The organism is Micrococcus sp. 140720015-1 (assembly GCF_053627595.1).
On sequence record NZ_JBSEYC010000001.1, the window covers coordinates 652858 to 676675 of the forward strand.

Consider the following 23818-nt stretch of genomic DNA (forward strand, 5'->3'; position numbering starts at 1 on the left):
GTGCGCATCGCCCTGGCCACCACCGTCCAGCCGGGTCTGGACCACATCGGCCCGCTCGAGCGGCACCAGACGGACATCACGGTCCTCCGCCGGGCCGAGGACCTCGCCGAGCTGCTCGCGATCGCCCGCTCCGGTCTCGTGGACGCGGTCCTCGTGGCCGGGGGCACCGAGTCCCTCACCGCCGCCTTCCTGGAGGAGACGGCCCGGCTGCCCCGACCCGTGGGCGTGGCGGCGCTCAGCGAGGTCCGTGCCGAGCGGCGTCGCCTCCGGGGCATGGGGGTGCCCTGCGTGCGCGCCGACGCCGACCCCGAGCAGATCGCGGCCGTCGTCGTGGAGTCCGCGAGCGCGGCGGCGGAGGGCCGCCGGGCGGAGACCTCGCACGGGGAGGACGCCGACCACGCCCTGGATCACGCCGAGGACCTCGACGACCTGCCGATCACCCTGGAGACGATCGGCGGGGACGAGATGCCCGGCCTCACGGACCCCTGGCGCAACGCCGACGAGCCCGCCGACGCCGGGCCGGGCCTCGACCCCGCCACGGTCACGCCCGACGCCGGCCCCGCCACCGCGGACGAGGGAGCCGACCCCGCACCCTCTCCGGAGGAGGGCGAGCCGGCCGGACCCGCACGGGAGTCCCTGGTGACCGTGGTGTGGGGTCCCACCGGCGCTCCGGGACGCACCACCGTCGCCGTGAACCTCGCCGCCGAGCACGCCGTGGCCGGCCGGAACACGCTGCTGGTCGACCTGGACACGTACGGCCCCGCCGTCGGTGTGCACCTGGGGCTGACGGAGGAGTCGGCCGGCGTGGCGCGGGCCGTGCGGCGGGCCGACCACGGCCGGCTGGGCGCCGCCGACCTGACGGCCGCGGGCGTCCGCGTCCGCGTCGCCGGCGCGGACCTGACGGTTCTGACGGGACTCACCCGCGTGGACCGGTGGCCCGAGCTGCGCCCCGCCGCCGTCACCGCGCTGATCGCGGCCGCCAGGGAACGGTGGGACCGCGTGGTCGTCGACGTCGGGTTCGGTCTCGAACAGGACGAGGAGCTGTCCTTCGACGTGCCCGCCCCACAGCGCAACGGTGCGACCCTGGCGGCGCTCGCCGCGGCCGACGAGGTCATCGCGGTCGGCGGGCCGGACGCCGTCGCACTGCCCCGCCTGGTCCGCGGGGTCGAGGACCTGGCGGAGGCGGCCCCGGCCGCACGGCTGCGCGTCGTGGTCAACCGGCTCCGGCCCGCGGCCGCCGGCGTCGCCCCGCGAGGGCAGGTCGAGGCCGTCTGGAACCGCTACGCCTCGCCCGCCACGCCGCTGGAGGCGTTCCTGCCGTGGGACCCGGCCGCCGCGGACCCCGCGCTGCTCGCCGGCCAGGTGCTCGCCGAGGCCGCTCCGAACAGCCCGCTGCGTCGCGCCCTCGCCACGCTGGCCGGTGTCCCCGCCCGCCCCGCCCGCCGCGGACGGCACCGCACGCGGCCCTCGCAGACCATCGCCGCCGCGTCCTCCGACGACGCCCGCGACGCCACGGACCCGGGCCGCCCGGCACGTCGCCGTACCCTGATCCCATGGTCAGTTCGCTCGCGCAGGACCCCCTGACGTCGCACCCGGACATCGGAGACGAGGACCGCGCCTGGCTGCAGCGGCTCGTGGGGGACTGGCAGCTGGTGGCGGACCTGGCGCTCGCGGACCTCGTGCTCTGGTGTCCCGTGCCCCGCCGCGACGAGGCCGGAGGGTTCGTCGCGCTCGCCCAGGTCCGGCCCTTCACCGCTCCCACCCTCTTCCACCGCGACATCGTGGGCTCGCGCGCCCGCGCGGACCTGCGGGCCGTCGTCGGGCAGACGTGGCACGGCGGGGAGCGGGCCGAGGGCGCCGGCCCCGTCGAGGCCCCGGGCGGCACGCTGCAGGTGCGTCTGTGGCCGGTGGTCCGCGCCGGGAGGGTCATCGCGGTCGTCTCCGCGCACGCGGACCCGAACGGCCGGCCGGCGCGCTCGGTGATCGAGGAGAACTACAGCCGGACGGCCAGCACCCTGCTGGACATGATGCAGCACGGCCGCTGGCCGGCGCCCGAGGAGCCCTCCGGCCTCTGGGCAGGCGGCACACCGCGGGTGGGGGACGGCCTCGTCGTGCTCGGACCGGACTCGGTCGCCGAGTTCACCAGTCCCAATGCGGTCTCCGCCCTGCGCCGGCTGGGCATCGCCTCGACCCTCGAGGGGCACCGGCTCACCGACGTGCTGGCCAGCACCGAGGCCGCCCGCGTGCCCACCGACGAGGGGACGTGGGCCGTGCTCACCGGCCGGCGTGCCGGACGTCGGGAGGTGCAGTCCGGCGGGGTGTCGCTGACGGTGCGCTCCGTCCCCCTCCTCGGTCCGGACGGCTGGCAGGGGGCGCTGCTGCTGCTGCGCGACGTGACCGAGCTGCGCCGCCAGGAGCAGCGTCTGCTCACCAAGGACGCGACCATCCGCGAGATCCACCACCGCGTCAAGAACAACCTGCAGACCGTGGGATCGCTGCTGCGCATGCAGGCGCGGCGCACGTCCTCGCCCGAGGCGGAGCGTGCGCTGCGTCAGGCGATGCAGCGCGTGGACACGATCGCCCTCGTCCACCAGACGCTGAGCGAGGAGATCGAGGACCAGGTCCCCGTGGACGGTCTGCTGCAGCGGCAGTTCCGCCTGGCCGTCGAGGTAGCCGGGGACGGGCGGCCGCTGCAGGTCGCGGTCACGGGCGAGTTCGGTGAACTGCCCTCCCACGTGACCACGCCGCTGGCGCTGGTGCTCAATGAGCTGGCGGCCAACGCCGTCGAGCACGGCACGGCGCCGTGCGGTGGCTGCGTGGGTCTGCACGCCGGTCGCGAGTCGACCCCCGCGGGAACGGTGCTGGTCGTGTCCGTGACGGACGGCGGCCCCGGCGCCCCCGACGGATGGGTGCCGGGGCAGTCCCCCCGCGCGGGCGAGGGATCGGGGCTCGGACTGCGCATCGTGCACTCGCTCGTGGAGGGGGACCTGCGCGGCACCCTGCGCTGGGAGCGGTCCGACGACGGCGGCACGCGCGTCGTGCTGCGACTGCCCCTGACGTGAACCCGGCCGGGCATGACGACGGCCCCGTCGACGCGGTCGACGGGGCCGGTGGTCCGGGTGGGTCAGGAGGCGCGGCGAGCGCGCGCCGCACGGCGCTTCATGGCGCGCCGCTCGTCCTCGCTCATGCCGCCCCAGACGCCCGAGTCCTGGCCGGACTCCATGGCCCACTTCAGGCACGTGTCCACGACCTCACACGAGCGGCACACCGCCTTGGCCTCCTCGATCTGCAGGAGGGCGGGGCCGGTGTTGCCCACGGGGAAGAACAGCTCCGGGTCCTTGTCCAGGCACGCTGCTTTGCTGCGCCAATCCATCGGTCCGCTCACTTTCTGTCGGAAGAGCCGGAGCCCGCGGGCGCCGGTGGTCACGGCCTCCGCCGGCGGCGGGCACGGGGCCGGCGCGGACGACGCGCGGCACGACCGATACGGAGGGCGACCCTGGTCATTGCAACGGGGACCGCTTTCATGCGAACGCGGCCCCCGGAAATCTTTCGCGTGTCATCCTCGCACGGCCCTCACGCGTGAACAAGAGGTGAATGAGGTGCATCACCGCGCTTCACCGCGAGTCCTTCGTCACAGCATGCCCTGACCGAGGCGCCGCCGCGGACGTGGCCTACGCACTGCCCGGCGTACCGTGGGGGACACGTCCGTCCCCGCAGCCGTCCCGCAGGAGAGGCCCCATGGCAGCACAGTCCCGCCGCCCCGACCCCGTCGCCCCGTCCGAGTCGTCGGACGCCGACGCGACGACGGTCCCGCCCCGCCCCGGCCGGGGCCTGCCGGCGGCCGTCCTCGTGGTCGCCGCGGCGCTCGGGCTCGAGGCGGGCGCGCTCCTCTGGCTCGCCGTGGACGCGGTGGTGCATGCGGCGGACGGGGTGCTCCCCGCTGGCGCCCGCGTGATGCTGATCGTCATCTACGCGCTGCTCGCCCTGTGGATCCTCGCGACCGCCGTCGCCCTGCTGCGCGGTCGGGCGTGGAGCCGCGGCGCCGCCGTCGCGATCCAGCTCTTCGGTGTGCTCCTGTCCTCATGGCTCTTCAGCGTGGACGCCGCTGCTCTGGGTGGGCCGCTGCTCGCGGTCTCCGGCGTCGCGCTGCTCACCCTCTTCACGACGCCGGTCACCCGGCATCTCGCCCCCGCCCCGGAGACGTCGACGGACGCCTGAGACCGGCTCCGACGACGACGGCGCACCCCCGGTCGGGGGCGCGCCGTCGTCGGGGGGCGTGGTCAGTTCACCGGGCCGGTGAACTTCTCGCCGGGGCCCTTGCCCGGGGCGTCCGGGAACGGGGAGGCCTCGCGGAACGCCAGCTGCAGCGAGCGCAGGCCGTCGCGCAGCGGGCCGGCGTGCTGGCTGCCGATCTCGGGGGCCGCGGCCGTGACCAGCCCGGCGAGGGCGGTGATGAGCTTGCGGGCCTCGTCGAGATCGATGAGCTCGCGGGCGTCGGGGGAGTCGGCCAGGCCGCACTTGACGGCGGCGGCGGTCATCAGGTGCACGGCGGTGGTCGTGATGACCTCGACGGCGGGGACCTCGTGGATGTCGCGGATCTCGGCGGGGGCGTCCATGGGGGTGGCGTCCTGGGCCTGACGTTCGTCTGTCATGGTGGTAAGCTTCCCATAGACCACTCGTGGTCCGCGCACGTCCTCGTCACCCGGTGACCCCGGGGCAGGCGTGCACGGGCCAGGAGCATCAAAGTGGAGGCCTCTCTCCCACCCGCGTCAGCAGGATGTCCGGTTCGCCCCGGGCCGAGTTGCCGGGTCGCCGGTCGGGACCGCCGCGTCGTGGCGTGCAGCCCGCACCGAGGGTCCCGTCCGACGGGACCGTGTCGAGGCCTCCGTCTGCGTCCGCGCAGGGGAGGCCTTCCTCGTTTCCGAGGGCCCCTCCGGTGGGCGCGGGATCACCCGTCGTCTCGCACAGAGGAGTACCACCATCAGCGATCCCCGCATCAACGAGCGTATCCGCGTTCCGGAAGTCCGCCTGGTCGGCCCGAACGGCGAACAGGTCGGCATCGTCCGCGTCGAGGACGCCCTCCGGCTCGCCGCCGAGGCGGACCTGGATCTCGTGGAGGTGGCCCCCACGGCCAAGCCTCCGGTGTGCAAGCTGATGGATTTCGGCAAGTACAAGTACGAGGCCGCGGTGAAGGCCCGCGAGTCGCGCAAGAACCAGGTGAACACGGTCCTCAAGGAGGTCCGCTTCCGCCTGAAGATCGACAAGCACGACTACGAGACAAAGACCGGCCACGCCAAGAAGTTCCTGAGCCAGGGCGACAAGGTCAAGGCCATCATCCAGTTCCGCGGCCGTGAGCAGCAGCGTCCCGAGCTCGGCATCAAGCTGCTGCAGCAGTTCGCCGAGGACGTCGCCGAGCTGGGCACCGTCGAATCGCAGCCGCGCCAGGACGGCCGCAACATGGTGATGGTGGTCGGCCCGCTGCGCACCAAGGCCGATGCGCGCGCGGACCAGCGCAAGAACTCGGCCGAGAGCCACCGCGAGCGTCAGGGCGGCGGTTCGCGTCGCGACCAGGCCGCCCGCGAGGCCAAGGAGCGCGCCGCGCAGAAGGCGGCGTCCGACTCCGCCCCGGTGCGGAATTCGGTCGGGGACGCGTTCCCCGAGCAGCTGAAGGCCATGGCGGCCCGGACGCAGGAGAACGCCTCCGCGGTCCCGGCCGAGACGAAGCAGGCGCCGAAGACCCCGGCCCCGGCGGCTCCCCGCCCGGCCGCGAAGCCGGCCGCGACGCCGAAGCCGCAGTCCTCGGCTGCGCCGGCTGCCACGCCGAAGCCGCGGTCCGCCGCCAAGCCGGCCGCGCCGTCGTCGGCTCCGAAGCCGGCGGCCAAGCCGATGCCGGCCCCGCCCAAGCCCGCCGCCCCCCGCGGCGGTGCCCCCAAGCCCGGTCCTCGGGCCTGACCCCCCGGGGTCGCCACAGACCAGCCCGGTCCGCACGGACCGGGGTGACCAGCACTGCCGTGCGCGCCGCGCACGGCAGCGATGAGTGAAGGAGAACGGCAGCCATGCCGAAGATGAAGACCCACAGCGGTGCCAAGAAGCGCTTCCGCGTGACCGGCTCCGGCAAGATCATGCGCCAGCAGGCGAACCGCCGCCACTACCTGGAGCACAAGTCCTCGCGCCTGACTCGCCGTCTCAAGGGCGACCAGCTCGTCTCCAAGGGCAGCATCAAGCAGATCAAGCGGATGCTCGGCATCTGACACCCCCTCCGGCCTCGCCGGAACCCCTTCCTCCTCGGCCGTGACGCGCCAGTGCGCGCCCCGGGGACCACACAGATTGGAGTACGCACGTGGCACGTGTGAAGCGGGCAGTGAACGCCCACAAGAAGCGTCGGACCATGCTGGAGCGCGCCTCCGGCTACCGCGGCCAGCGGTCTCGCCTGTACCGCAAGGCGAAGGAGCAGATGCTCCACTCGTTCACCTACAACTACCAGCACCGCCACAAGCGCAAGGGTGACTTCCGTCGCCTGTGGATCACCCGCATCAACGCGGCCGCCCGCGCCAACGGCATGACCTACAACCGCTTCATGCAGGGCCTCAAGCTGGCCGGCGTCGAGGTGGACCGCCGCATGCTGGCCGAGATCGCCGTCTCCGACGCCGCGACCTTCGCCCTGCTGGTGAAGACCGCCCGCGAGGCGCTGCCCGCGGACGTGAACGCCCCCGCCGCCTCCCGCTGAGCCGGCTCCGGGGCCCTGAGGGTCCCCACCACGCCCCAGGCGTGAACACCACCGCCGACGGGGCGGGTCCTCCACCGAGGCCCGCCCCGTCGGCGTCTGCACACCCGCAGCCGAGCCCCGACCAGAAAGACCCCATGACCCCGCACGCCGAGCCGATGACCCATCCCCGCGCCGAGCGCGTGCGCGCGGTGGCAGCCCTGGCGGGCCGCTCCGCCCGACGCCGGACGGGCACGTTCCTCGTCGAGGGGCCGCAGGCCTGCCGCGAGGCCTTGCGCGCCCACCTGGGGGAGGGGCCGGCGGCCGCCGCGGAGCAGTGGCGCGCGGGGCAGGTGCTGACCCAGGTGTACGCGTCCGTCGGACTCGTGGACCGGGACCCCGCGCTGGCCGAGCTCGTGACGCGCGCCCGGGACCGGCCGACGCCGGGTGGTGAGCGCGTCCTGGTGCGGGAGGCCAGCGACGAAGTGCTCACCGCCATGGCCGACGCCGTGACGGGGCAGGACATCGTCGCCGTGGCGCGGATGCCGCAGCCGCAGGCCGTCGAAGCGGCCCTCGGGGAGGCGCGTCTGGCCGCCGTGCTGTGCCGCGTGCAGGACCCGGGGAACGCCGGCACCGTCATCCGGGCCGCGGACGCGGCCGGGGCGGACGCGGTGGTCCTCACGCCGGGCTCCGTCGACCCGTTCAATCCCAAGGTGGTCCGGTCCACCGCCGGGTCGCTGTTCCACCTGCCCGTGGTCACCGCCGTCCCCGCAGAGGCGGCCGCGGCCGCAGCCCGGGCCGCAGGTCTCCAGGTGTGGGCCGCCGACGGCTACGGCTCGGACCGGCTCGACGCCCTCGCCCCCGGCGTGGTCGCCGCGCCGACCGCGTGGCTGTTCGGCAACGAGGCCCAGGGCCTGGACGACGGCGAGCTCGCGCTGGCGGACCGCCGGGTGGCGGTGCCGCTGTACGGGGCCGCGGAGTCCCTGAACGTGGGGACCGCCGCCACGGTGTGCCTGTACTCGTCCGCGATGGCGGGGGCACGGCGCGCCGGCTGACGCCGCGGGCGAGGCGGCGCGGGCCGTCCGGACGCGCAGAAGGGGCGGGGATCCACGCGGATCCCCGCCCCTTCTGCGCGTTCCCGGGTCGAAACCGGGCCGCTCAGCTCACTCAGGCACGGGTGCCGGTGCGGCGAGCGGTGATGGCCTGCCAGATGAAGGCCACGATGACGCCGCCGATGATCGCGAAGATCCAGGTGGCGAGGTCGAAGAACGAGTCGTTGGTGCTGAAGCCCATCAGGCGACCGATCCAGCCGCCCAGGAGGGCGCCGAGGATGCCGGTGATCAGGGCGCCCAGCCAGCCGGAACCCTGGTGGCCCGGGAGGATGAGGCGGGCGATGGCGCCCGCGATGAGGCCGAGAACGATCCAAGCAATGATGCCCATGATGATGATTCCTTTCAGGTTGCGAATCTGACGTACAAGAAGGAACGTAGCAAGGGATTTTCACGGGGGGCCACCTCTGGCGCCCCGACTTTTTCGAGATTCTCCGACGTGACGAGGTTCGCCCCGGCCGCGTGTGGGAGATTCAGCGGGGCGAGCCGCCGTCGTCCGCCCGGACGCCGGGCGGGGCCGCGACGTCGCGGCGCACGAGCAGGAACGCCAGCACCAGGCCCGCCAGGGCGATGCCCGCACCGACCAGCGGCGGGGTTCGCAGCGACGCACCGGCCCCGATCGCGGCCGCCCCGACCCACGCGCCCATCGCGTTGGCCATGTTCAGCGCGGAGTGGTTGAGCGAACCGGCCAGCTGGGGCGCGGTGGGCGCGGAGTCCACGAGCAGCACCTGCAGGGACGGGGCGATCCCGGAGCCGCTGACGGCCACGCAGAAGAGGAACACGATCATCACCGGCGCCCACGAGGCCGTCAGCGCCACGGCGGCCAGCGAGACCGCGCTGAGCCCGAAGCTCAGGCGCAGGGTCCCCACCGGGTCGCGGTCCGTGAGGGCGCCGCTGACGAGCGTGCCGATCACCATGCCGACGCCGTAGAGGGCCAGCACGGCGGGGACCCACCGTTCCTCGAGGCCCGCGACCTCCGTGAGCAGCGGCGCGATGTAGGTGTAGAGCGCGAACATGCCGGCGAAGCCGATCACGCCCACGGCCACCGTCGCCCACAGGCGGCCGGAGGCCAGACCGCGCAGCTCGCGGCCGACCGAGGCGCCCGCGGGGGCCGGCACGGACGGGACGAGCCACGCGGTCGCCCCGACGCACAGGGCCGCGCAGACCGCCACGATGACGAACATCCAGCGCCAGCCGACGGCCTGCCCGAGCGCCGTCGCGCCCGGCACGCCCAGCACGTTGGCCAAGGACAGCCCGGCCATCACCCACGCCACGGCCTGGCCGCGGCGGGCGGGCCCGGCGAGGTCCGCCGCGGCCAGGGCGGCCGCGGAGAAGTAGGCGCCGTGCGGCAGGCCCGACACGAACCGGGCCGCCATCATGCTCCCCATGTCCGGGGCGAGGAACGCGGCCACGTGCCCCACGACGAACAGCAGCATCAGCACGATGCTCGTGACCCGCCGGTCGACGCGGGCGAAGGACGCGGCCAGCAGGGGAGCGCCGATCACGACGCCCAACGCGTACATGGAGATGAGCACGCCGCCGGCCTCGAGACCGATGCCGAGGTCGGCCACCGCCTGCGGCAGCAGGCCCATCATCGCGAACTCCGTGGTGCCGATCGCGAAGCTGCCCAGAGCCAGCGCGAGGATGGCCGGCAGCAGACGCACGCGACGGCCGCCCAGCAGCGCGCCCGGGCCCGTGGGCACGGTCGGCGGGACGGACGGGTCCGGGTGCGTCGGACGCGGGGCGCGGGGGGAACGGTCGTGGGCGCCGTCGGCGGCGGGAGTGGGGATGGGCACCGACCCAGCCTACGGACTCCGGTCCCCGGGGGCGGGGCCTCGCTAGCCTGGGCTCATGACCTCCGCCACACCCGCTCGCCCCGCGCCCGCCGCCAGCCCGACGACGTCGCCCCGGGACGGTGCGCGACCGCGGCTGGTCGTGGGGCTCGCGCTGCTCGACGATGCGGCCGCGCCGACCCGCCTGCTGGCGGCCCGTCGCAGCGCGCCTGCCCCGCTGCGGGGGCTCTGGGAGTTCCCCGGGGGCAAGGTCGAGCCGGGGGAGGGTGCCCAGGAGGCGCTGCTGCGGGAGTGTCGGGAGGAGCTCGGGGTCGCCGTGCGGCTCGGCCCCGAGGTGGCGGCGCCGGGGCCGGACGGGTGGGAGCTGGCCAACGGCGCCCGGATGCGGGTGTTCTGGGGCGTCCTGGCGGAGGAGGGAGCGACACCCCGAGCCCTCCAGGACCACGACCTGCTGGCGTGGCTGCCGCTCGCCGGGCCGGGCGTGCGGCACCTGGACTGGATCCCGGCGGACCGGCCGATCGTGGCCGAGGTGCTCCGTGGCGCCGCCACGGCGTTCTCCGCGGGGCGCTGAGTCGACACGCGGCCGGCCGCGCCCCGCGGACCGGTCAGAACAGCGCGGGCTGCGCCGCCGGAGCGGAGGGCCGGGACGCCGGCCGGCGCCGGGCCGTGGGACCGTCCTCGCGCCGGATGCCGTGGGCGCCGCCGCGGGCCAGGCCGTGCCGTGCGGCGGCCTCCCCGGCCACCCGGGTGAGCATGCGGCGGTACGACTCGGGCGCGTAGGCGGACCGGGCGTACAACTGCTCGTAGCCGGCCAGCAGATCCGGGTGCTCCCGGCGGATCCAGGCCAGGTACCACTCCTTCGCGCCCGGCCGCAGGTGCAGGGCGCCCGGCATGACGCGCGCGGCTCCGGCGTCCGCCAGCGCGCGCATGAGGGCGTCGATCTCGCGGTCCCCGTCCGTGAGCCACGGCAGCAGGGGCATGGCCATGACGGTGACGTCCGCACCCGCGGCGGCGAGCCGCTCGATCAGGCGCAGGCGGGCGGTCGGCGACGGTGTGCCCGGCTCGACCGCGGCGGCGATGGCGGGGTCGAGCATCGCCAGGGACAGCGAGACCTGCACGGGCACCTGGCGCGAGGCCGCCTGCAGCAGGGGCACATCCCGCGCGAGCAGGGTCCCCTTGGTCAGCACGGAGAACGGGGTGCCGGAATCGGCCAGGGCCCGGATGATCCCGGGCATCAGCGCGTAGCGGCCCTCGGCCCGCTGGTACGGGTCCGTGTTCGTCCCCAACGCCACCGCCTCGCGGCCCCACGTGGGGCGGGCGAGCTCGGCGCGCAGCACCTCGGCGACGTTGACCTTCACGACGATCTGCCGGTCGAAGTCGGCCCCGGCGTCGAGCTCGAGGAACGTGTGGGTGCTGCGGGCGTAGCAGTACCGGCAGGCGTGGGTGCAGCCGCGGTACGGGTTCACGGTCCAGCGGAACGGCATGGCCGAGGCGGACGGCACCGAGTTCAGTGCGGTCTTGGCGAGCACCTCATGGAAGGTGACGCCCGCGAACTCCGGGGTGGTGACACTCCGCTGCAGGTCCGAGAGCGGCAGCAGGGCGGCGGAGCCGGCCGGTGTGCCGGCCGTCGCCCGCTGGGCTCCGCCCTCGGACCGCAGGGTCTGCGCTTCCCATCGCATGGCCAGAAGTAGAACACATGTTCGAATCGACCCGCAAGCGTGTTCGAGTCCGGGTGTGGCGCGGGTGCCGAGACGCGCCTACCGTGGTCGCCATGAGCTCCCGTGCACCCGTCCCGGCCGCCCGCCTCCTGCTCACGGGCTTCGAGCCCTTCGGCGGCGACGTCCACAACCCGTCGATTGCCGCCGCACGGGACGCCGTGGGCATCCTGGCGGACCGGGGTGTGACGGCCGAGGCGGTCGAGCTGCCGTGCGCGTTCGGCGCGGCCGGGCCTGCCCTGACCGCGGCCCTCGACCGGGTCCGGCCGGAGGCGGTGATCGCCGTCGGGCTGGCCGGCGGCACGGCGGCCGTCCGGGTCGAGCGGGTGGCCGTGAACCTGCAGGACGCCCGGATCCCGGACAACGCGGGGGACCAGCCCGTGGACCGGCCCGTGCGCGCCGACGGGCCCGCGGCCCTGTTCGCCACCCTGCCCGCCAAGCGTGCCGTCGCCGCGATCCGGGCGGCCGGCGTCGCCGCGGAGCCGTCCCTGTCCGCGGGCGCTTTCGTGTGCAACCACGTCATGTACTCGCTCCTCGACGCCCCCGGCACCGCCCGAGCCGCCGGCTTCATCCACGTGCCGTGGGACACCGAGCACCGCCCGACGCCGGACACCCCGGCCCTGCCCGCGGCCGACCTGGCGCGCGCGGTGGCCGAGGCCGCCCTGACGGCGCTGGCCGGCGGCCGCGACCTCGACGTCCCCGGCGGCACCCTGCACTGACCTCCGGACCCCGGGTCCGTGTCGGCGCGACCGCCCGTGCCCGTCAGCGGCGGCGCCGCAGGCCGCGGACCACGGGCCGCTCGACGTAGCCGCCCAGGGCCAGGCCCGCGCGTCGTTCGAAGACGTTGCGCGACGCCGGATCCCCGGTCCGCCACGTCGACCACGCCGCCGCCAGCGCGTACGCCGGAAGGAAGGGCAGACCCAGCAGGAGGGCGTACTGGTCCGCATGGCCGGCCTCGTGCCGCCACAGCGCGGGCGTCATGCGCAGGCCGGGGCGGGTGAACACGACGTCGCCGACCGTGAACGCGGCCCCGCCCGGGAACCGGTGCGCCCAGCCGCGGGCCTCGATCAGCCCGTGCGGTCCGGGCCGCAGCGCGCAGCCGGCGACGACGGCGCCCACCAGCCCCAGCGGCGTCGCCAGGTTCAGCAGGTTCCACAGCCCGCGCGCCCGCACGTGCGCCGGAGGCGACGGCCGGGAGGGGGCGGCGGTCATGGCTGCGCCGCGGGATCGGCGTCACCGGCGGGGGACCCGGACGCGGGGACGTCGAAGTAGAGCGGGGCATGGGCGGCGCAGCCCGGGTTGAACGGCGCCCCGCAGGCCGGGCACGCGGGATCGGCGGCGGCCTCGAGGGCGAGGTAGGCGGTCACGCTCAGCTCGGTGCGGCACACCCCGCACAGCACGTGCGGCCGATCGAAGTCGCCGGCCGGCACCGGCACGGCCGGGTGGTCGGCGAGCTCCGCGTGGCAGCGGTGGCAGGACCAGTACGCGGGGCAGCAGGCGAAGCGCAGGGCGACGACGTCCCGCGCCGTGGCGTGATGGGCGCAGCGGGTCTGCGCGTCCAGGCGCACGCCCCGCAGCAGCGGGTCGGTGCCGTCGAGGGAGTCCGGGGCGGTCATGCGCCTCAGCCTAGGCCGGGCGCGTCCGGGGCGGACACTAGACTGACGGGCGTCCCACCGTCCCCCATGCGAAGGTCGTTGCCCTGATGACACCCAGCCCCGAGACCGGCGCGGAGCCCGTCGCGCCCGTGGCGGAGATCTCCCCCGTGGACGCGGAGGCGGTGGAGGCCGCCGTGCAGGCCGCGCTCGCCGCATATGAGGCCGCGGCCGACCTCGATGAGCTCAAGGCCGCCCGTCTGGCCCACACCGGCGACCGGGCCCCCCTGACTCTCGCGAACAAGGCGATCGGCGCCCTGCCCAAGGAGCGCAAGGCGGAGGCCGGCAAGCTCATGGGCGCCGCACGCGGCCGCCTGGGCAAGGCCCTGGCCGCCCGCACCGAGGTGCTCGAGGCGGAGCAGGCCGCGCGGATCCTGCGCGAGGAGACGGTGGACGTGACCACCGCGGTCCGTCGCCGCCGCGTCGGAGCCCGTCACCCGCTCTCGCTGACGATGGACCGTGTCTCGGAGATCTTCGTCGGCATGGGCTGGGAGATCGCGGAGGGCCCCGAGCTCGAGTCCGAGTGGTTCAACTTCGACTCCCTCAACTTCGCGCCGGACCATCCGGCCCGCGAGATGCAGGACACCTTCTTCGTGGCCCCGGCCGAGGCCCACCTGCTGCTGCGCACCCACACCTCCCCGGTGCAGATGCGCTCCCTGCTCGAGCGGGGCGCCCCCACCTACGTGCTGTGCCCGGGCCGCACCTTCCGCACGGACGAGCTGGACGCCACGCACACCCCGGTGTTCCACCAGTTCGAGGGTCTGGCCGTGGACAAGGGCCTGACGATGGCCCACCTGCGCGGCACCCTCGAGTACTTCGCCCGCCAGATGTTCGGGGCCGAGGCGGCCATCCGCCTGCGCCCGAACTTCTTCCCGTTCACCGAGCCCAGCGCCGAGCTGGACATCTGGCACCCCGGCGCCAAGGGCGGGCCCCGCTGGATCGAGTGGGGCGGCTGCGGCATGGTGCACCCGAACGTGCTGCGCGCCGCGGGCCTGGACCCGGAGGAGTACTCCGGTTTCGCGTTCGGCATGGGCGTGGAGCGCACGCTCATGTTCCGCAACGAGGTCCCGGACATGCACGACATGATCGAGGGCGACGTCCGCTTCTCCCAGCACTTCGGAATGGAGGTCTGATCCATGCGCATCCCCCTGGACTGGCTGCGGGAGTTCGTCCCCGTGCCCGCGGAGCACCGTGCCGAGGACGTGATGGCCGACCTCGTCCGCGTCGGCCTCGAGGAGGAGGACGTCCACCGTCCGGCCGCCGAGCTGCAGGGCCCGATCGTCGTCGGGCAGGTGCTCTCCAAGGAGCCCGAGCCGCAGAAGAACGGCAAGACCATCAACTGGTGCTCCGTGCGGGTGGTGCCCGAGGGCGCCGCCCAGCCGCTCACCGGCGAGGGCATCGAGCCCTCCGGCGTGCAGGGCATCGTGTGCGGCGCCCACAACTTCGAGGTCGGGGACAAGGTCGTCGTGACCCTGCCCGGCGCGGTGCTGCCCGGCGACTTCCGCATCAGCCCCCGTAAGACCTACGGCCACGTCTCGGCCGGCATGATCGCCTCCAGCACGGAGCTGGGCATGGGCGACGACGGCACGGACGGGATCATCGTGCTCGGCGACCTCGGGCTCGACCCCGAGCCGGGCACCGACGCCCGGGACGTCCTGGACCTGCACGGCGAGGCCGCCGAGATCAACGTGACGCCCGACCGCGGCTACGCGTTCTCGATGCGCGGTGTCGCGCGCGAGTACGCGCACGCCACCGGCGTGCCCTTCACGGACCCGGCCGCCGCCGTCCACCCGCCCGCGGCCGACGACGCCGGCCCGGCCGTCCGGATCGACGACGACGCGCCGATCCACGGCGAGCCCGGGGCCACCCGCTTCGTCGCCCGCACGGTCTCCGGCGTGGACGCGACCCGTCCGACCCCGCCGTGGCTGGCCGCGCGCCTGCGCCTGGCCGGCATCCGCACCATCTCCCTGCCGGTGGACATCTCCAACTACGTGATGTGGGAGCTGGGCCAGCCCCTGCACTTCTACGACGCGGACACGCTCTCCGGCGAGATCGTGGTGCGCCGCGCGCGGGCCGGAGAGACCCTGACCACCCTCGACGGCAAGGAGCGCGAGCTCGACCCCGAGGACCTGCTCATCGCGGACGACTCCGGCCCCATCGGCCTGGCGGGCGTCATGGGCGGGGCCGCCACCGAGGTCACGGACGCCACCACCACGATCGTGGTCGAGTCCGCGAACTTCGACCCCGTGTCGATCGCCCGCACGCGACGCCGGCACCGCCTGCCCTCGGAGGCGTCGAAGCGCAACGAGCGCGGCGTCGACTGGGAGGTCGCCGACGAGGCGGCCGAGCGGGCCGTCCAGCTGCTCGTCGAGCTCGCCGGCGGCACCGCCGAGCCCGGGGTCACCGACGTCGGGACGCGGCCGCAGCCGGCCGTCGTCGAGATGGCCGCCGACTTCCCCTCCGCCCTGGTGGGCGTGGCGTACACGACCGACGAGGTCGTGGAGACGCTGCGCGCCCTGGGCGCCGAGGTGACCGTCGCCGAGGCCGCCGACGGCGCCGCCCCGCGGCTGACCGTGACCGCCCCGTCGTGGCGCACGGACCTGCGCATCCCCGAGGACCTCGCCGAGGAGGTCGCGCGCCTGCGCGGCTACGACGCGATCCCCTCCGTGGTGCCCGTGGCCCCGCCGGGCCGCGGCTTCACCCGCCGCCAGGCCCAGCGTCGCCGCGTGTCTGCCGCGCTCGCGGCCGCGGGTCTCACCGAGGTGCTCGCCTACCCGTTCGTCTCCGAAGAGCAGAACCGGCGTTTCGGGGCGGACTCGGACGCGCAGGGCCAGGCCCTGGCGATGGTGGCCCTGGCCAATCCGATCGCCTCCCAGTACCGGCACCTGCGCCTGTCGCTGCTGCCGGGCCTCGTCGAGACCGCGCGCCGCAACCTCGGCCGCGGCTTCCGCGACCTGGCGCTGTACGAGATGGGGCTGGTCTTCCTGCCCGGCGCGCAGCTGGGCTCGGCGACGATCCCCCCGCGCGCGGTCCACCCCTCCGCCGAGGTCCTCGCCGACCTCGAGGCCGGCATCCCCGCCCAGCCGTGGCACGTGGCCGGCCTGTACGCCGGGCACGACTCGGCGCCCGGGCCGGACCACACCCCCCGCCCGGTGGACTGGCAGGACGCGGTCGCCGGAGCCCTCGACGTGGCCGACGTCCTCGGCGTCGAGCTGACCGTCCGGCAGGGCCGGCACCACGCCTTCCACCCGGGCCGGGTGGCCGAGCTCGTCGTCGTGACCGAGCACGGGGACCGGGTGGTGGGCGTGGCCGGCGAGCTGCACCCGCAGTGGCTCGAGGCCGAGGACCTGCCCGCCCGCACGAGCGTGTGGGAGCTGGACCTGGACGCGCTGTGCGCCGCGGCCCCCGAGACCGTGGTCGCCGCACCGCTGTCCACGTTCCCCGTGAGCACGCAGGATGTGGCGCTCGTGGTGGACGAGGCCGTCGTCGCCGGAGACGTGCGCGCGACCCTCGCCGAGGGCGCCGGGGAGCTGCTCGAGGCCGTCGAGCTGTTCGACGTCTACCGGGGCGCGGGCGTGCCGGAGGGGCGGAAGTCCCTCGCGTTCTCCCTGCGCTTCCGCGCCCCCGACCGCACGCTCACCGCGGAGGAGGCCTCCGAGGCCCGCGCCGCGGCCACCGCGCTCGCGGCGCAGCGGCACGGGGCGGTCCAGCGCTGACCGTGTCCGCCGCGACCGGCCCGTGGGGCCTGACATCGGCCGTCCCCACCTCGGCGGGGGCGGCCGACGCCGTCTCCGCGCTGCTCGGTCAGGTGCGCACCGCCCTGACGGCGGCCTGGGGCGTCCCGGTGGGGTCGCTCGGGCTCCGGCACGCCTGCCCGCGCTGCGGTTCGGCCGCGCACGGCATCCCCGCACTGACCGGCCTGCCCCCCGGCCGGGTCGCCCTCGTCTCGTTCACGCGCGTCCGGATGCCCGGGGTCGAGGGCCGGGCGCGGATCGGGGCGTGGTGGGCGCCGGCGCGGCCCGCCGACGGGCTCGGCCTCGGGGTGGACGTCGAGCGGGCGGACGCCGCGGCCTTCGCGGACGAGGACGGCCTGGGCGGGGTGGGCTTCTCGACGGCGGAGCGCGCCCGGGTGCGGGACCTTCCCGCCCCCGAGAGGCCCGCCGCGCGGGCCCGGCTGTGGACGCGCAAGGAGGCGCTCGTGAAGGCCGCCGGCACCGGCTTCACGGGCGACCCCGCCGCCGTCGACGCGCTGACCGTGCCGGCCGACGTCCTGCTGGTGGACCTCACCGACCGGCTGCCGGGCGGTCTCGTCGGGGCGCTGGCGCGGCGGGGCCGCTGAGTCGACCGTGCGGCCGGGTCAGCCCGGGAACGGCGGCAGGGCGGGCCGCAGCGTCCACGCGTCGAAGAGCTCGTCCACCTGTGCCCGGCTCACCCCGGCGTGCGGGGCCCACGCGTGCACGTGCGTGCGCAGCCCCAGGGAGTCGACGGTGCCGAACCGGTGCTCCCGCACCCAGGCGCGCAGCATGGAGCCGAAGAGGTCCGCGCCGAGCAGGTGCCGCAGCGCCTCCACGGTGAGCGCGCCGCGCTTGTACACCCAGTCCTCGAACATCTCCTCCGGCCCGGGCTCGGCCAGCGCCTGCTCCACCGGGTGCGCGGCCAGCTTCTGCCAGGCCCGCCGCGCCATCGAGGTGATGCTGGACCGCCCCGAGGCCTCGGCCCACAGCCACTCGGACCAGCAGGCGAAGCCCTCGTGCAGCCACAGGTCGGACCATCGGCCCAGGGTCACGGCGTTGCCGAACCACTGGTGGGACATCTCGTGGGCGATCAGCCGCTCGGACTCCCACGAGCCGTCCAGGTGGTTGGTGCCGAACAGGGACATGCCCGCGGCCTCGAGCGGGATCTCGAGCTCCTCGTCGGCCACGACCGCGGTGTAGTCCTCGAACGGGTACGGCCCGTAGGCGTCGATGAACGTGGCCATCATGGCCGGCTGGGGGGCGAGGGCCCGGCGGGCCCGCTGCTCGGTCCGCGGGGAGACCACGAGGCGCAGCGGCGGCAGGCCCTCGGCGGGAGGGGCGGCGTCCACGAGCCGGTAGCGGCCGATCTGCACGCTGAGCAGGTAGGCGGGCACGGGCTGGTCGAGCCGCCACCGCCACGTGACCCGCGAGCCGCGCGTGCGCACGGGTGCGCCCACGCCGTTGGCGACGGGCAGGTAGCCCGCATCGCAGGTGAGGGTGATCTCCGCCGTCGAGCGCGAGGTGGGGGAGTCCACGCACGGCAGCCACGTGGAGGCGCCGTGGGGCTGCCCCGCCACGAGCACGCCGTCCGTGAGCTCCTCCCAGCCGATGGTGCCCCACGGGCTGCGCCGCAGCGTGGGCGTGCCCGCGTAGACCACGGTGAGCTCCACGAGCGTGCCCTCCGGCCGGCTCTCGCCCAGGTCGACGACGAGGCGGCTCGGGGCGCGGCCCGGCTGGGTGAACGAGGAGGCGATGGCGCGGCCGTCGACGACGGCGTCCACCCGGGAGACGCGCAGCCGGTGCAGGTCCAGCTCGATGCGGCGGCTCTGCTTCGTCAGGCGCACGCGCAGGACGGCGGTGCCGGAGACCCGGTTCGCGGCCAGGCGCACGTCGAGGTCCAGCACGATGTGCTCGATGGTGGCGGCGTCGGTGCCGACGCCCGGGACGTAGGGATCGGTGCTCATGCTTCCTCTCGGGAGGGGGTGGCCGCGGCGGCGGGGTCGCCGTCGGGACGACGCCACGGGGAGACCGGGTTGCCGAGCCACCACGTGCCGGCGGGCAGCTCCTCGCCGCGCATCACGAGGGACCCGGCGCCGACGGTGGTGCCGTGGCCCAGGCGAGCGGCGGGCAGCACCACGGAGTGGGGGCCGAGGGTGGCGCCGTCCTCCAGGACGACGGCGTCCAGGGACATCACGCGGTCGTGGAACAGGTGGGTCTGGACGACGCAGCCGCGGTTCACGGTGGCGCCGTCGCCGAGCTCCACGAGGTCGGCCTCGGGCAGCCAGTAGGACTCGACCCAGGCGCCGTGGCCGATGCGGGCGCCCATCGCGCGCAGGAACCAGACCAGGGCGGGGGTGCCGGCCGCGGCCCGGCTGAACCACGGGGCGGCGAGGAACTCGGTGAAGGTGTCCGCGACCTCGTTGCGCCAGATGAACGAGGACCACAGCGGGTGCTCGCCCGCGCGGATCCGGCCGACGAAGACCCGCTTGGCGAGCACGGTCAGGCCCGCCGCGACCGCGCCGGCCGCGAGCAGGACGACGCCGCCCAGGACGAAGGCCAGCACCCACGTGCCGACCGCGATGAGGGCGGCCAGCGTCGCGCCGACGGCGATGGACAGGGCCACGTGCAGCCACACCGGGATCGCGCGCAGCAGCTCCCAGGCGGTGCGGGCGGCCTTGAGCCGGGCCGGCGGGTCGTAGGTGAGGGAGGCGTCCGCGGTGACCTCGTTGCGCCGCAGCCGCACGGGCGGGGAGCCCATCCAGGAGGTGCCCGCCTTGGTCTTGGCCGGGGTGGTGGACAGCACCGCCACGAGCGAGTCGCGGCGCAGGGTGCGGCCGCCGGGCACCATGCCGGAGTTGCCCACGAACGAGCGCTTGCCGACCTTCGCGGGGGCCACGTGCATCCACCCGCCGTCGAGGGAGTAGGAGGAGACCATCGTGTCGTCGGCGAGGAACGCGCCGTCGCCCACGCGGGTCATGCACGGCACGAGCACCACGGTGGAGGCCTCGACGCCGCGGCCCACCTCGGCGCCCAGCAGGCGCAGCCACGTCGGCGTGAAGCGGGAGGCGTAGATCGGGAAGAGCTGGTCGCGGGCGGCGTCGAGGACGCGCTCGGTGGCCCACACCTGCCAGCCGACCCGGGAGCGCACGGGGTGGTGCCCCTCCGTGATGCCGAGCGCGAGCAGGCGCACCGTGACGAGCACGAGCAGCATCTGGGTCAGGAACCACACGCCGGCCACCAGGGGGCTCGCGGCCAGCAGGCGCGCCGCGGTGGTCCCGACGGCGGCCAGCGGTCCCGCCTCCGGGGCCGGCGGCCACCAGGTCAGCGACCACGCGGCCACCGCCGCCGCCGCGGCGGCGGAGACGAGCGGCAGGAGGGAGATGAGGGTCGAGAGGACGGTCGCCATCAGGCGCCAGCCCGGGGTCTCCCGCGGCGCCTCGGCGGGGCCGCGGGACTTCACCTTGCCCACCTTGACGGCGGGGGAGCCGGCGTGGCGCTGGCCGCCGCGCACCCGCCCGGCGACGGTGGACCCGGCCTCGACGTGCGCCCCGGCGCCGACCCGGGCGCCCGGCAGGAGCGTAGAGCGGGCGCCCACGACGGCGTCCGCGCCGATGCGCACCTCGCCGAGCCGGACGACGTCGCCGTCGACCCAGTAGCCGGACAGGTCCACCTCGGGCTCGATCGCGGCGCCCTCCTCGACCGTGAGCATTCCGGTGACCGGTGGCACGGTGTGCATGTCCACGTCCTTGCCGATCCGGTTGCCCAGCAGCCGCGCGTAGGCGGGCACCCACGTGGCGCCGGCCAGCGAATAGGGGTCCACGAGGTCGCTGATCTGCTGGGCGAGCCACAGGCGCAAGTGGACGCGGCCGCCGCGCGGGTAGGACCCGGGGCTCACGCCGCGCAGCAGCAGCCGGGCCGTCGCGGCGGTGAGCAGCATGCGGCCGGGCACGGTCACCACCAGCAGGCCGGCCACGATCAGCACCCACCACGGCACGGTGGGCAGCCCGGGCGCGAGCCCGGAGAGCGTCAGCAGGTTCAGGGCCAGGCCGGTCCACACGCCCAGGCGCAGGGCGGGCAGGACGAACACGGGCAGCCCCACGAGGGTCTGGACCCACTGGGTGCGGTGGCGGGTGCGGTCGACGTGCCGGTCGTGCACCTCGATGCCGTGGGGGCCGTCCTCGCCCACGACGGCGGCCACGAGGGCCCCGGCGGTGGGGTTGCGGTAGACGTCCTGGACGGTCACGGCCGGGTGGCGCAGGCGCAGGCGGGCCACGAGCTGGGCCGCGGCGAGCGAGCCGCCGCCGGCCTCGAAGAAGTCGGTGTCGGCGTCCTTGGGGGGCGCGCCGAGCACGTCCGCCCACTGGCGCAGCACCCAGCCGTCGGCGGTGTCCTCGTCCGGCTCGGGCGCGTCCTCGTCCACCTCGGCGCCGGGCAGGGGCCACGGCAGCGCATGGCGGTCCACCTTGCCGGAGGTCTTCGTGGGCAGGGAGCCCACGACGGCCAGCCGGGGCACGAGGGCGGCCGGCAGCTCCGCCGCGAGGTGTTCGCGGGCCACGTGCAGGTCGAGCCCGGCCTCGGGGTCCGCGGGCACGAGGTAGCCGACGAGGATCTGGTGGCCCGCCGGGGTGGTCTGCACGGCCGCGGCGCCGCCGTGGACGCCGGGCAGGGCCTGGAGGGCCGCGTCCACCTCGCCGAGCTCGATGCGGCGGCCGCCGAGCTTCACCTGGTCGTCGGCGCGGCCGACGAACAGCAGGCCCTCCGGCTCGAAGACCACGAGGTCGCCGGAGCGGTAGGCGCGCTCCCAGCCGAGGGAGGGCATGGGGGCGTACTTCTCGGCGTCCTTGCCCGGGTCGAGGTAGCGGGCCAGGCCGACGCCGCCGATGATCAGCTCGCCCGTCTCGCCCTCGGCCACGGGCAGCGTGGTCTGCGGGTCGACGACGGCCAGGTCCCAGCCATCCAGGGGCAGGCCGATGCGGACCGGGCCGAGACCGGTGAGCGGGGCTGCGCACGCGACGACGGTGGCCTCCGTGGGGCCGTAGGTGTTCCAGACCTCGCGGCCGTCCTCCGCCAGGCGCGCGGCGAGCTCAGGCGGGCAGGCCTCGCCGCCGAAGATCAGCAGCCGCACGTTGTCCATGGCCTCGGTGGGCCACATCGCGGCGAGGGTCGGCACGGTGGACACGGCGGTGATGCGCCGCTCGGCGAGCCACGGGCCGAGGTCCATGCCGGAGCGCACGAGCGAGCGGGGGGCCGGGACCAGGCACGCACCGTGACGCCAGGCGAGCCACATCTCCTCGCACGAGGCGTCGAACGCGACGGACAGTCCCGCCAGCACGCGGTCGCCCGGAGCGAGCGGATCGTCCGCCAGGAAGATCCGCGCCTCGGCGTCCACGAAGGCCGCGGCCGAGCGGTGGCTCACCGCCACGCCCTTGGGGGTGCCCGTCGAGCCCGAGGTGAAGATGATCCACGCGTCGTCCTCGAGCCCGGGGGCGCGGGCCTCGGCGGCCGGGTCCACGGTGTGCTCGGGGTGCGGGGCGTAGACCCGCTCGTCGGTGAGGACGCCGGCCACCTTCGCCTCGCCGAACACGAGACGGGCGCGCTCCTCCGGATCGTCCGCGTCCACGGGGACGTAGGCCGCGCCGGCGGCGAGCACGCCGAGGATCGAGACGTACAGCGCGGCCGTGCCCGAGGCGATCCGCACGCCGACCCGGTCTCCCGCCCGCACGCCGGCGTCCCACAGGTGGCGGGCGGTCTCGTCGACGCGCTCCCGCAGCTCCGCGTACGTCAGGGGCTCGACGCCGTCGTCCAGGGCGGTCGCGTCCGGGTGCTCGCGCGCCGTGGCGTCGAAGAGCTCGACGAGCGTCCGGGCGGGCGGGGTGCGCTCGGAGCCGGGCAGCTGCGGCCGATGCGGCGCGCCCGCGGGGTCGATGGGGACGGAGGGCGGGGTGGGCGCGGCGGACGAAAGGGACACAGGGGCCTCCGGGGGTGTGAGCGGCGAACCGAGGGTCGGACGCGGACCAGGCCGCAGCGGGACATTCTATGCCCCGCCCGCGGCCGCGCGGGGCGCCCGGACGGCACCGGGCGGGTCCGGCTCAGGAGAGGGTGAGCAGCACCTTGCCCGTCGTCGACCGGGACTCGAGGGCGGCGTGCGCGGCGGCCGCGTCCGCGAGCGGGAAGCGCTCGCCGATCCGGACGTCGAGCTCGCCGGAGGCCCACGCCCCGAACACCTCTCCGCCACGCCAGCGGGTCTCCTCGCCCGTGCGCGTGTAGTGCACCAGCGAGGGCCGGGTGACGTACAGCGCGCCGGCCGCGTTGAGCCGCTGCAGGTCGAAGGGGGGCACCTGCCCGGAGGCCCCGCCGAAGAGCACGAGCGTGCCGCGCACGCGCAGCACCTCGAGCGAGGTGTCGAAGGTGTCCTTCCCGACGCCGTCGTACACGGCGTGCGCGCCCTCGCCGTCGGTCAGCTCCGCCACCGCGGCGGCGAGGTCCGGATAGTCCACCGCGGCGACGGCGCCCGCGCCCCGGGAGAGCTCCCGCTTCTCCTCCGTAGACGCCGTGGTGACCACGCGGGCGCCGCGGGCCGTCGCGAGCTGGGTGAGCATGAGCCCCACGCCGCCGGCACCGGCCGTCACGACCACCGTGTGGCCCTCCTCCACCGGGAAGGTGGACCGGCAGAGGTAGTGGGCCGTCATGCCCTGCAGCGGAAGGGCGGCGGCCTCGGCCAGGTCGATGCCCTCCGGGACGGCGAGGAGACGATCCGCGGGGGCGGTGAAGTGCTCGGCGTACGCACCGGTGGCCGTCGCGGTGGCGACACGGGCCCCCAGGAGCGCGGCGTCCACGCCCTCGCCGAGCGCGACGACCTCGCCGGAGCCCTCCGTGCCGGGGGTGAAGGGCAGGTCCATCGTGTAGACCCCGGAGCGCTGGTACGTCTCGATGAAGTTCAGGCCCGCCGCGGCGGTCCGCACCAGCACGTGCCCCGGTGCGGGGGAGGGCACCTCCGTCTCGGTCCACTGCAGGACCTCGGGGCCGCCCGTGGCGGACACGACGACGGCGTGGTGGGTGCGGGGGACGGCGGGGGTGTTCGCAGTGGTCATGGCCCCACTCTAGGAGCGGGC

Annotated in this window: 22 protein-coding genes; 12 read left to right on the top strand and 10 right to left on the bottom strand. The window is 75.5% G+C overall.

What is annotated here, in order from left to right; genetic code table 11:
* Entirely contained in the window at nt 1-1584 is a 1584-nt protein-coding gene (locus ACUXPL_RS03040; protein ID WP_454181848.1) for an ATPase, read from the top strand.
* A complete protein-coding gene (locus ACUXPL_RS03045; RefSeq protein WP_454181850.1) occupies nt 1554-3062 on the top strand; it encodes a sensor histidine kinase in 1509 nt (502 codons plus the stop codon). Before ACUXPL_RS03040 ends, ACUXPL_RS03045 begins: the two co-directional genes overlap by 31 nt.
* A 62-nt stretch (nt 3063-3124) precedes the next feature.
* Here the strand turns inward: ACUXPL_RS03045 and ACUXPL_RS03050 are convergent, their stop codons facing one another.
* Nucleotides 3125-3373, bottom strand: coding sequence for a WhiB family transcriptional regulator (locus ACUXPL_RS03050; protein WP_002854852.1), 249 nt, complete (start codon nt 3371-3373; stop codon nt 3125-3127).
* Nucleotides 3374-3738: 365 nt separating this feature from the next.
* Between ACUXPL_RS03050 and ACUXPL_RS03055 the strand changes: the two genes are divergently transcribed.
* A complete protein-coding gene (locus tag ACUXPL_RS03055) occupies nt 3739-4218 on the top strand; it encodes a hypothetical protein (RefSeq protein WP_454181852.1) in 480 nt (159 codons plus the stop codon).
* A 62-nt stretch (nt 4219-4280) separates the two neighbouring features.
* On the opposite strand, the gene ACUXPL_RS03060 is transcribed toward ACUXPL_RS03055, so the two are convergent.
* Nucleotides 4281-4652 (bottom strand): DUF1844 domain-containing protein, encoded by a 372-nt coding sequence (locus ACUXPL_RS03060; protein ID WP_036313345.1) that lies wholly within the window; start codon nt 4650-4652, stop codon nt 4281-4283.
* Between the two features lie 376 nt (nt 4653-5028).
* Here ACUXPL_RS03060 and infC point away from each other — a divergent pair, with 376 nt between their 5' ends.
* From infC to ACUXPL_RS03080, 4 genes are all read left to right on the top strand, one after another.
* Nucleotides 5029-5952: a translation initiation factor IF-3 gene (infC, locus tag ACUXPL_RS03065; RefSeq protein WP_454181908.1), complete on the top strand. Its 924-nt coding sequence runs from the start codon at nt 5029-5031 to the stop codon at nt 5950-5952.
* 104 nt (nt 5953-6056) lie between these two features.
* The gene (gene rpmI / locus ACUXPL_RS03070; protein ID WP_002853699.1) at nt 6057-6251 is read left to right on the top strand and encodes a 50S ribosomal protein L35; all 195 of its coding nucleotides are present in this window, start codon (nt 6057-6059) and stop codon (nt 6249-6251) included.
* An 89-nt stretch (nt 6252-6340) separates the two neighbouring features.
* Nucleotides 6341-6727, top strand: a complete 387-nt coding sequence (gene rplT / locus ACUXPL_RS03075; protein WP_255166237.1) for a 50S ribosomal protein L20 — start codon at nt 6341-6343, stop codon at nt 6725-6727.
* 134 nt (nt 6728-6861) lie between these two features.
* Complete coding sequence (locus ACUXPL_RS03080; RefSeq protein WP_454181854.1) at nt 6862-7758, top strand: TrmH family RNA methyltransferase; 897 nt, start codon at nt 6862-6864, stop codon at nt 7756-7758.
* Between the two features lie 112 nt (nt 7759-7870).
* Here the strand turns inward: ACUXPL_RS03080 and ACUXPL_RS03085 are convergent, their stop codons facing one another.
* Complete coding sequence (locus ACUXPL_RS03085) at nt 7871-8143, bottom strand: GlsB/YeaQ/YmgE family stress response membrane protein (RefSeq protein WP_180535799.1); 273 nt, start codon at nt 8141-8143, stop codon at nt 7871-7873.
* A 142-nt stretch (nt 8144-8285) separates the two neighbouring features.
* Nucleotides 8286-9608: an MFS transporter gene (locus tag ACUXPL_RS03090; RefSeq protein ID WP_454181856.1), complete on the bottom strand. Its 1323-nt coding sequence runs from the start codon at nt 9606-9608 to the stop codon at nt 8286-8288.
* Between the two features lie 55 nt (nt 9609-9663).
* On the opposite strand from ACUXPL_RS03090, the gene ACUXPL_RS03095 reads away from it, so the two are divergent.
* Nucleotides 9664-10176, top strand: coding sequence for a (deoxy)nucleoside triphosphate pyrophosphohydrolase (locus ACUXPL_RS03095; protein ID WP_454181858.1), 513 nt, complete (start codon nt 9664-9666; stop codon nt 10174-10176).
* A gap of 34 nt (nt 10177-10210) precedes the next feature.
* On the opposite strand, the gene ACUXPL_RS03100 is transcribed toward ACUXPL_RS03095, so the two are convergent.
* Nucleotides 10211-11284: an Rv2578c family radical SAM protein gene (locus ACUXPL_RS03100; protein ID WP_180535796.1), complete on the bottom strand. Its 1074-nt coding sequence runs from the start codon at nt 11282-11284 to the stop codon at nt 10211-10213.
* Nucleotides 11285-11367: 83 nt separating this feature from the next.
* On the opposite strand from ACUXPL_RS03100, the gene ACUXPL_RS03105 reads away from it, so the two are divergent.
* Nucleotides 11368-12039 (top strand): pyroglutamyl-peptidase I family protein, encoded by a 672-nt coding sequence (locus ACUXPL_RS03105; RefSeq protein WP_454181861.1) that lies wholly within the window; start codon nt 11368-11370, stop codon nt 12037-12039.
* A 43-nt stretch (nt 12040-12082) separates the two neighbouring features.
* On the opposite strand, the gene ACUXPL_RS03110 is transcribed toward ACUXPL_RS03105, so the two are convergent.
* Together ACUXPL_RS03110 and ACUXPL_RS03115 are read right to left on the bottom strand one after the other, a co-directional pair.
* The gene (locus tag ACUXPL_RS03110) at nt 12083-12532 is read right to left on the bottom strand and encodes a hypothetical protein (RefSeq protein ID WP_454181863.1); all 450 of its coding nucleotides are present in this window, start codon (nt 12530-12532) and stop codon (nt 12083-12085) included.
* Nucleotides 12529-12936: a CHY zinc finger protein gene (locus ACUXPL_RS03115; protein WP_454181865.1), complete on the bottom strand. Its 408-nt coding sequence runs from the start codon at nt 12934-12936 to the stop codon at nt 12529-12531. Before ACUXPL_RS03115 ends, ACUXPL_RS03110 begins: the two co-directional genes overlap by 4 nt.
* Nucleotides 12937-13022: 86 nt before the next feature.
* Here ACUXPL_RS03115 and pheS point away from each other — a divergent pair, with 86 nt between their 5' ends.
* Genes pheS through ACUXPL_RS03130 form a run of 3 tightly spaced genes read left to right on the top strand, consistent with a single transcriptional unit; the run spans nt 13023 to nt 17311 of the window.
* Nucleotides 13023-14105, top strand: a complete 1083-nt coding sequence (gene pheS / locus ACUXPL_RS03120; RefSeq protein WP_180535793.1) for a phenylalanine--tRNA ligase subunit alpha — start codon at nt 13023-13025, stop codon at nt 14103-14105.
* 3 nt (nt 14106-14108) lie between these two features.
* Entirely contained in the window at nt 14109-16688 is a 2580-nt protein-coding gene (pheT, locus tag ACUXPL_RS03125) for a phenylalanine--tRNA ligase subunit beta (RefSeq protein ID WP_454181867.1), read from the top strand.
* A 2-nt stretch (nt 16689-16690) separates the two neighbouring features.
* The gene (locus ACUXPL_RS03130) at nt 16691-17311 is read left to right on the top strand and encodes a 4'-phosphopantetheinyl transferase family protein (RefSeq protein ID WP_454181869.1); all 621 of its coding nucleotides are present in this window, start codon (nt 16691-16693) and stop codon (nt 17309-17311) included.
* An 18-nt stretch (nt 17312-17329) separates the two neighbouring features.
* Here ACUXPL_RS03130 and ACUXPL_RS03135 read toward each other — a convergent pair whose 3' ends face one another.
* From ACUXPL_RS03135 to ACUXPL_RS03145, 3 genes are all read right to left on the bottom strand, one after another.
* Complete coding sequence (locus ACUXPL_RS03135; protein ID WP_454181871.1) at nt 17330-18670, bottom strand: M1 family metallopeptidase; 1341 nt, start codon at nt 18668-18670, stop codon at nt 17330-17332.
* Entirely contained in the window at nt 18667-22674 is a 4008-nt protein-coding gene (locus ACUXPL_RS03140) for a Pls/PosA family non-ribosomal peptide synthetase (RefSeq protein ID WP_454181873.1), read from the bottom strand. The genes ACUXPL_RS03135 and ACUXPL_RS03140 overlap by 4 nt, the downstream gene beginning before the upstream one ends.
* A 121-nt stretch (nt 22675-22795) precedes the next feature.
* Nucleotides 22796-23797 carry a quinone oxidoreductase family protein gene (locus ACUXPL_RS03145; protein ID WP_454181875.1) on the bottom strand — a complete coding sequence of 334 codons (1002 nt, stop codon included), beginning with the start codon at nt 23795-23797 and terminating at the stop codon, nt 22796-22798.
* Nucleotides 23798-23818 lie beyond the last annotated feature (21 nt).

Excerpts from the sequence above, each read along its gene's own strand:
- ACUXPL_RS03050 (WP_002854852.1), bottom strand. The coding sequence starts at position 3,373 with ATGGATTGGCGCAGCAAAGCAGCGTGCCTGGACAAGGACCCGGAGCTG.
- ACUXPL_RS03045 (WP_454181850.1), top strand. The coding sequence starts at position 1,554 with ATGGTCAGTTCGCTCGCGCAGGACCCCCTGACGTCGCACCCGGACATC.
- ACUXPL_RS03135 (WP_454181871.1), bottom strand. The coding sequence starts at position 18,670 with ATGAGCACCGATCCCTACGTCCCGGGCGTCGGCACCGACGCCGCCACC.
- ACUXPL_RS03110 (WP_454181863.1), bottom strand. The coding sequence starts at position 12,532 with ATGACCGCCGCCCCCTCCCGGCCGTCGCCTCCGGCGCACGTGCGGGCG.
- rpmI (WP_002853699.1), top strand. The coding sequence starts at position 6,057 with ATGCCGAAGATGAAGACCCACAGCGGTGCCAAGAAGCGCTTCCGCGTG.
- ACUXPL_RS03080 (WP_454181854.1), top strand. The coding sequence starts at position 6,862 with ATGACCCCGCACGCCGAGCCGATGACCCATCCCCGCGCCGAGCGCGTG.
- pheS (WP_180535793.1), top strand. The coding sequence starts at position 13,023 with ATGACACCCAGCCCCGAGACCGGCGCGGAGCCCGTCGCGCCCGTGGCG.
- ACUXPL_RS03100 (WP_180535796.1), bottom strand. The coding sequence starts at position 11,284 with ATGCGATGGGAAGCGCAGACCCTGCGGTCCGAGGGCGGAGCCCAGCGG.
- ACUXPL_RS03095 (WP_454181858.1), top strand. The coding sequence starts at position 9,664 with ATGACCTCCGCCACACCCGCTCGCCCCGCGCCCGCCGCCAGCCCGACG.
- ACUXPL_RS03085 (WP_180535799.1), bottom strand. The coding sequence starts at position 8,143 with ATGGGCATCATTGCTTGGATCGTTCTCGGCCTCATCGCGGGCGCCATC.
- ACUXPL_RS03060 (WP_036313345.1), bottom strand. The coding sequence starts at position 4,652 with ATGACAGACGAACGTCAGGCCCAGGACGCCACCCCCATGGACGCCCCC.
- ACUXPL_RS03055 (WP_454181852.1), top strand. The coding sequence starts at position 3,739 with ATGGCAGCACAGTCCCGCCGCCCCGACCCCGTCGCCCCGTCCGAGTCG.
- ACUXPL_RS03115 (WP_454181865.1), bottom strand. The coding sequence starts at position 12,936 with ATGACCGCCCCGGACTCCCTCGACGGCACCGACCCGCTGCTGCGGGGC.
- ACUXPL_RS03145 (WP_454181875.1), bottom strand. The coding sequence starts at position 23,797 with ATGACCACTGCGAACACCCCCGCCGTCCCCCGCACCCACCACGCCGTC.
- pheT (WP_454181867.1), top strand. The coding sequence starts at position 14,109 with ATGCGCATCCCCCTGGACTGGCTGCGGGAGTTCGTCCCCGTGCCCGCG.